The sequence below is a fragment of the Frankia sp. CoWAU3 genome, from assembly GCF_977971855.1.
Window position 1 is genome coordinate 3843 of the sequence record NZ_CDWWXB010000070.1, and the last position, 6850, is coordinate 10692.

5 protein-coding genes are annotated in these 6850 nt (G+C 71.9%); 4 read left to right on the top strand and 1 reads right to left on the bottom strand.

The features are described from left to right. From egtA to egtD, 4 genes are all read left to right on the top strand, one after another. A partial coding sequence (gene egtA, locus AC08ON_RS08790) for an ergothioneine biosynthesis glutamate--cysteine ligase EgtA (RefSeq protein WP_476616763.1) occupies positions 1-1161 on the top strand: 1161 nt, incomplete at its 5' end. Further along, on the top strand, positions 1143-2597 hold the full coding sequence (gene egtB / locus AC08ON_RS08795; RefSeq protein ID WP_476607590.1) for an ergothioneine biosynthesis protein EgtB: 1455 nt from the start codon (positions 1143-1145) through the stop codon (positions 2595-2597). The genes egtA and egtB, both read left to right, overlap by 19 nt. A gap of 30 nt (positions 2598-2627) precedes the next feature. Continuing rightward, complete coding sequence (egtC, locus tag AC08ON_RS08800; RefSeq protein ID WP_476607589.1) at positions 2628-3365, top strand: ergothioneine biosynthesis protein EgtC; 738 nt, start codon at positions 2628-2630, stop codon at positions 3363-3365. 43 nt (positions 3366-3408) lie between these two features. Further along, a complete protein-coding gene (gene egtD / locus AC08ON_RS08805) occupies positions 3409-4488 on the top strand; it encodes an L-histidine N(alpha)-methyltransferase (RefSeq protein WP_476607588.1) in 1080 nt (359 codons plus the stop codon). A 90-nt stretch (positions 4489-4578) separates the two neighbouring features. Here egtD and ilvD read toward each other — a convergent pair whose 3' ends face one another. Then, the gene (gene ilvD, locus AC08ON_RS08810; protein WP_476607595.1) at positions 4579-6432 is read right to left on the bottom strand and encodes a dihydroxy-acid dehydratase; all 1854 of its coding nucleotides are present in this window, start codon (positions 6430-6432) and stop codon (positions 4579-4581) included. Positions 6433-6850 lie beyond the last annotated feature (418 nt).

Consider the following 6850-nt stretch of genomic DNA (forward strand, 5'->3'; position numbering starts at 1 on the left):
CCCGGGACCACCCCGGGTCCCGGCGGGCCGGTCCTGCCCGGGGGCAGCCGCATCACCTTCGAGCCCGGCGGCCAGCTGGAGCTGTCCGGGCCGCCGGCCGAGCTCACCGCGGCCGTGCGGGCGAGCTCCGCCGATCTGAACCTGGTCCGCTCCGCCCTGGCGGTCGACGGCCTGGCCCTCGTCGGCATGGGGGTCGATCCCCTGCGCGTCGGGATGCGGCAGACCAGCGCGTCCCGGTACGCGGCGATGGAGGAGCATTTCCGGACCGGGGGCGGGGCGTCCGGCACGGTGATGATGTACTCGACCGCCTCCGTCCAGGTCAACCTGGACCTCGGCGGCTCGCCTGCCGAGGCGGCGCGGCGGTTCCAACTCGTCCACGCTCTCGGCCCGGTCCTCACCGCCCTGTTCGCCGCCTCACCCGCGTACGCCGGCCGCCGGACCGGATGGCGGTCGACCCGCCAGGCGGTGTGGGACGGCATCGACGCGAGCCGAACCCGGCCCGTCGCGGCCGCTCTCACGGCCCCGGGGTCCGGCGACACCGAGCCCGATCTCGTCGACCTGTGGGCGCGGTACCTGCTCGACGCCAAGCTGATGATGGTCGAGAATCCCGCCGGGGCCGGCAACCCCGAAGACGATCATCATTTCATCCCGGTCCGGGACGACTCAACCTTCGGGGACTGGCTCGCCGGCCGCGGCCCGGTCACCCGTCCCCCGACCCCCGAGGATCTCTCCTACCATGCGACCACGGTGTTCCCCCCGGTCCGACCGCGTGGCTGGTGGGAACTGCGCTACCTCGACGCGCAGCCGGGTGACGGCTGGCAGGCTGCCGTCGCGATGCCGACGGTACTGCTTGACGACCCGGTCGCCGCGGACGGAGCGTTCGAGGCGTGCCTGGCCGTCGCGCATCGCTGGCCGGCCGCGGCGATGCTCGGCATGGCCGACGAGCCCCTGCGACGCGCGGCGGTGCGCTGCGTCGACCTGGCCGTGAGCGCCCTGCGCCGCGGCGGCGCGACCGATCTCGCCGAGACGGTCGAGTCGTTCGCCGGACGCTACCTCGACCGCGGCCGATGTCCGGCCGACGAACTGACCGAACGACTTCTCGCGATCGGCCCGGCCGGTCTGCTGCGTGAGGAGGCCCACCGGTGCGTCTCACTCGTCTGACCCGGTCCCCGGCATCCCCAGCCGCCCAGGCCGACCGGGAGACCGCCGCCGACCAGGAGACCGCCGCCGACCGGGATACGAAGCCGATCACCGCCGACACCGTCGCCGACGCCCTGCGGACCGCACGCCAGCGTTCACTCACGTACACCGACATCGCCGCGGAGGATCTCCTCCGCCAGCACTCGCCGCTGATGTCCCCGCTGGTCTGGGACCTCGCCCACGTCGGCAACTACGAGGATCTCTGGCTGGTGCGCGCGCTGGCCGGCGGCACCGGGACGCGGCCGGGGCTCGACGACATCTACGACGCGTTCCGGCACAGCCGCGCGAGCCGCAGCCGGCTGGCCCTGCTCGGCCCCGCCGAGACCAGGGCGTACCTGCACGAGGTCCGCGGCCGCACTCTCGACCTCCTCGACCGGTTCGGACCCGACCGGTTCGGACCGATGGCTGGCGCAGGCGCGGAAACCACTGCCGTACCGGAGCGGGAACGGCTGCTCGCCGACGGCTTCGTCTACGGCATGGTCGTGCAGCACGAGCACATGCACGACGAGACAATGCTCGCCACGCACCAGCTCCGCCAGGGACCGCCGGTACTTGCTCCCGGCGCGGCGCCACCGCCCGGCCGCCGGGTGCCGCGGCCGGAGGTCCTCGTGCCGGGCGGCGAGTTCACCCTCGGCACCAGTATCCATCCCTGGGCCTTCGACAACGAGGGTCCCGCCCACCGCGTCCACCTCCCCGCGTTCTGGATCGACACCCTCCCCGTCTCCAACCGGGCGCAGGTCGCCTTCATCGACGCCGGCGGATACGACGACGAGCGGCTCTGGTCGGCGGCGGGATGGGAATGGCGCCAGACGGAGGGCCTGAGCGCGCCCGCGTTCTGGTGGCGCGAGGGCGGCACCTGGCTGCGCCGCCGGTTCGGCCGGGTCGAGCCGGTTCCCCTCGACGAGCCGGTCCAGCACGTGTGCTGGTACGAGGCCGAGGCGCATGCCCGCTGGGCCGGCAGGCGGCTGCCGACCGAGGCCGAGTGGGAGAAGGCCGCCGCCTACGACCCGGTCACCGGACGTTCACGGCGGTATCCGTGGGGAGACACCGATCCGACTCCGGAGCGTGCCAATCTGGGCAACTGGACGAGCGGCCCGGCCCCGCTGGGGGCCTATCCCGCGGGCGCGAGTCCCTGCGGAGCCGAACAGATGATCGGGGACGTCTGGGAATGGACGGCGAGCGGGTTCACGCCGTACCCGGGCTTCGCGTCTTATCCCTACCGGGAGTACAGCGAGGTCTTCTTCCCGAAGGCCGGGCGGGAGTCGTCCTTCCGCGTCCTGCGCGGGGGCAGCTGGGCGACGGACGCCGTCGCCGTCCGCGCCACGTTCCGGAACTGGGATTACCCGATCCGCCGGCAGATCTTCGCCGGATTCCGGCTGGCCCGCGACGCCGGGTGACGAACGAGCACGCGTGCGAAGGAGACCTCGGTGTGCCGGCACCTCGCCTGGATCGGAACGCCACGGACCCTGGCGGGGCTGACCCTGGAGCGTCCGTACAGCCTGCTGCGCCAGTCGTGGTCGCCGAGGCGGATGCGCCACGGCACGGTGAACGCCGACGGGTTCGGAGTCGGCTGGTACGCCCCGGCGCTGCGGGCGGCGCCGGCCCGGTTCCGCCGGGCCGTGCCGATGTGGACGGACGCCTCGTACGCCTCGATCGCCGGCGCGGTCGCCTCCGGCTGCGTGCTGGCTGCCGTGCGTAGCGCCACCGTCGGCATGCCGATCGAAGAGAGCGCGACGGCTCCCTTCACCGACGGCCACCGGCTGCTCAGCCACAACGGCCGGGTCGACCCGGTGGCCGTCCGGCGGATGCTGCGCGACCGGCCCGGCGCTCCGGTCCCGGACTCGACGTGCGACTCCGCGCTGCTCGCCTCGCTGGTGTGGGAGCACGCCGGGAAGCGTCCGCTCGCCGAGGCGGTCGCCGAGGTCGTGCTGTCGCTGGACGCGGCGGGTTCGGGCGAGCGGGCCCGGCTGAACCTGCTGGTGGTGGATGGAACCCAGATCGTGGCGACCGCCTGGCGGGACAGCCTGTCATACCGGAGGGAGAAGGATGGAATCCTGGTCGCAAGCGAACCAGACGATGACGAACCGGGCTGGGTGGACGTTCCGGACCATCACCTCCTGGTAGCCGACACACACCAAGTCACTCTTCGTAACATGATCTCCTAGATCAGTTACCGTGGGTTGCACCACGTTGATGGAGGGTACATCCATGACACCAAGGACTCCGACAACCACCCGAGCGGATGATGCCGTCCCCGAGGGGACGGGCGCGAACGGCACGGCGGAGATCCCGTTCCCGGGCCTCTCCGTCGACCGCCACCTGCACGAGTCGGATCGCGCCGTCACGCTGGCCCGCGACGTGCTCGCCGGCCTCACCGCGAGCCCCCGCGAGCTGCCGCCGAAGTGGTTCTACGACACCACCGGCGGCATGCTGTTCGACAAGATCACCCGGTTGGCGGAGTACTACCCGACCCGGCGGGAACGGGCCATCCTGGTCAGTTACGCCGACGAGATCGCGGCTGCCTGTCCGGCCGACACCCTCGTCGAGCTGGGATCGGGAACCTCCGACAAGACCAGGCTGCTGCTCGACGCACTGCGGGCGGCCGGCAACCTCCGCCGTTTCATCCCCTTCGATGTCGACGAGGCGGCCCTGGTGCGGGCAGGTCGCGGAATCCTCACCACCTACCCGGGGCTCTCCGTGGCGGCCGTGGTCGGGGACTTCGAACGGCATCTGCACCAGTTGCCCCGAGGTGGCCATCGGCTGCTCGCCTTCCTCGGCGGCACGGTCGGCAATCTGCGCCCTGCGCAGCGGCAGAACCTCCTCCGTACGCTGCGCGAGCAGGCCGGGAGCTCCGACGCCCTGCTGCTGGGAACGGACCTCGTCAAGGACGTCGACCGCCTCGTCGCCGCGTACGACGACGGTGCCGGGGTCACCGCCGCTTTCAACCGTAATGTGCTGACGGTGATCAACCGGGAGCTCGGGGGCGACTTCGACATCCGCGGATTCGCGCATGTGGCGGTCTGGAACGCCGAGAACTCCTGGATCGAGATGCGGCTACGTTCCGTTCGGGAGCAGCGCGTCTCGATCGCGACCCTCGCCGTCACGGCCGATTTCCAACCGGGCGAGGAGATCCTCACCGAGATCAGCGCCAAGTTCACCCTGGACGGCATCGCCTCGGAGCTTGCGCTGGCGGGCTGGGCGGTGGCGCGGCAGTGGACGGATCCCGATGGGGATTTTGCCGTGACGCTCGCGACGCCGTCGTCCGCCCCCTCCGCCGTCCCGGTCTGAGCCAGGCCCGGTCCGAACCCGTCCCGGTCCGAACCCGTCCCGGTCTGAGCCAGGCCCGGTCCGAGCCGGGCCCGCCCGGACGCCGCCTCATCAGCCGCCGAGCAGACCGACGTCGCGCGCGGCACCGGTGGAGGCCGAGGTCGCCATCGCCGCATAGGCCCGCAGCGCCATGGACACCGGCCGTTCCCGCCCGGTGGGACGGTAGCCGCCGGCCGCCTCCAGCGCCGCGCGTCGGCTCGCCAGCTCCTCGTCGGAGACCACGAGCTCCAGCCGGCGGGCCGGGATGTCGATCTCGATGATGTCCCCGTCGCGGACCAGGGCGATCCTCCCGCCGTGGGCCGCCTCCGGGGAGACGTGACCGATCGACAGTCCGGAGCTCCCGCCGGAGAACCGGCCGTCGGTGATCAGGGCGCACTTCGGGCCGAGACCGCGGCCCTTGAGGAACGCGGTGGGGTAGAGCATCTCCTGCATCCCCGGACCGCCGCGAGGGCCCTCGTAGCGGACGATGATCACATTCCCGGCCTTGACCCGCCCGGTGAGGATGGTGTCGACCGCTTCTTCCTGGCTCTCGACCACGAGCGCCGGGCCGCGGAAGGTCCACTGGCCCTCGTCCACACCGGCCGTCTTCACGACGGCGCCCTCGACGGCCAGGTTGCCGAACAGCACCGCGAGCCCACCCTCGGCGGAGTAGGCGTGCTCGACCGAACGGATGCAACCGTCCCTGGCGTCGGTGTCGAGGGTGTCCCACCGATTGGTGGAGCTGAACGGCTCGATCGTGCGCACGCCACCCGGCGCCGCGTGGAACAGCTCGATCGCGTCCGGCGAGGGGCTCGGGCCGCGGACGTCCCAGCGGTCGAGGAACTCGCGCAGGCTCGCGGAGTGCACCGTGTGCGGGTCCGGGTCGAGCAGCCCGGCCCGGTCGAGCTCGCCGAGGATCGCGGGGATGCCGCCCGCCCGGTGGACGTCCTCCATGTAGTAACGGGTGGAGCTCGGCGCCACCTTGCACAGGCAGGGGACGGTGCGGGAGATCTGGTCGATGTCGGCGAGGGTGACGTCAACGCCGGCCTCGACGGCGGCGGCCAACAGATGCAGCACGGTGTTCGTCGAACCGCCCATTGCCACATCGACCGCGAAGGCGTTACGGAAGGCGGCGGCGGTCGCGATCGACCGGGGCAGGACCGCCTCGTCGTCCTTCTCGTAATAGCGCCGCGCCAGGTCGACCACGAGGCGCCCGGCCTCGACGAACAGCTCACGGCGGGCGGCGGCGGTGGCCAGGGTCGACCCGTTGCCGGGCAGAGACAGCCCGATCGCCTCGGTCAGGCAGTTCATCGAGTTCGCCGTGAACATGCCGGAGCAGGATCCACACGTCGGGCAGGCCGAACGCTCGATCGTCGACAGGTCGCCGTCCGAGACGTCCGGGTTGACCGCCGCCGACATCGCGGTGATGAGGTCCAGCCTGGACCGAGCCGTGCCGCCGGAGATGACCGCGTTGCCCGACTCCATCGCTCCACCGGAGACGAACACGGTCGGGATGTTCAGCCGCAGTGCCGCGAGCAACATCCCCGGGGTGATCTTGTCGCAGTTGGAGATGCAGACCAGGGCGTCGGCGCAGTGGGCGTTCACCATGTACTCGACACTGTCGGCGATGAGCTCGCGGGACGGCAGCGAGTAGAGCATCCCGCCATGCCCCATCGCGATGCCGTCGTCCACGGCAATGGTGTTGAACTCGCGCGCCACCCCACCGGCCTCGGCCACCGCCCCGGCCACCAGCGAGCCAAGGTTACGCAAGTGCACATGCCCCGGGACGAACTCGGTGAAGCTGTTAGCCACGGCGACGATCGGCTTGCCAAAGTCGTCGTCGGTCATCCCGGTCGCGCGCCACAGGGCGCGGGCGCCGGCCATGTTCCGGCCGTGGGTGGTGGTGCGGGAGCGCAGGGCGGGCATCTCGACCTCGAAGATCAATCCAGTGGCACTGCTGGCGGGGACCGCCGGCACTGACAGACGATGACACGACGGTACGCCACCGCACGGACGGGTCCAGCCTACCGTGTCGCGCCGGCCGGCCGGGCTGCGAACGACGAGCGACGGAATCAGGCGCCAGAGACCAGGAACCGGACCAGAAATCAAGAACCCGCGATCAGGAATCAGGGTCCGCCTCGGCCGGTGGCGGGGACGGGGGCGCGCCGGGTGGTAGGCCCCCCGGTCTGGGCCCACTGGGCGGAACGGCCCAGGGGTAGCCGGCGATCCGCCGACCGGCCCCGCGACCGCCGTCCGGTGCCGCCCGATGACCCGCGGGCCCCGGCTGATGCCCCGGCTGACCGGGGCGACCGGGATCACCCGCCCCACCCGGACCGTCTTCTCC

What these genes read in the sequence shown, in the direction of transcription:
- egtD (WP_476607588.1), top strand. Translation starts at nt 3,409, where the DNA reads ATGACACCAAGGACTCCGACAACCACCCGAGCGGATGATGCCGTCCCC.
- ilvD (WP_476607595.1), bottom strand. Translation starts at nt 6,432, where the DNA reads ATGCCCGCCCTGCGCTCCCGCACCACCACCCACGGCCGGAACATGGCC.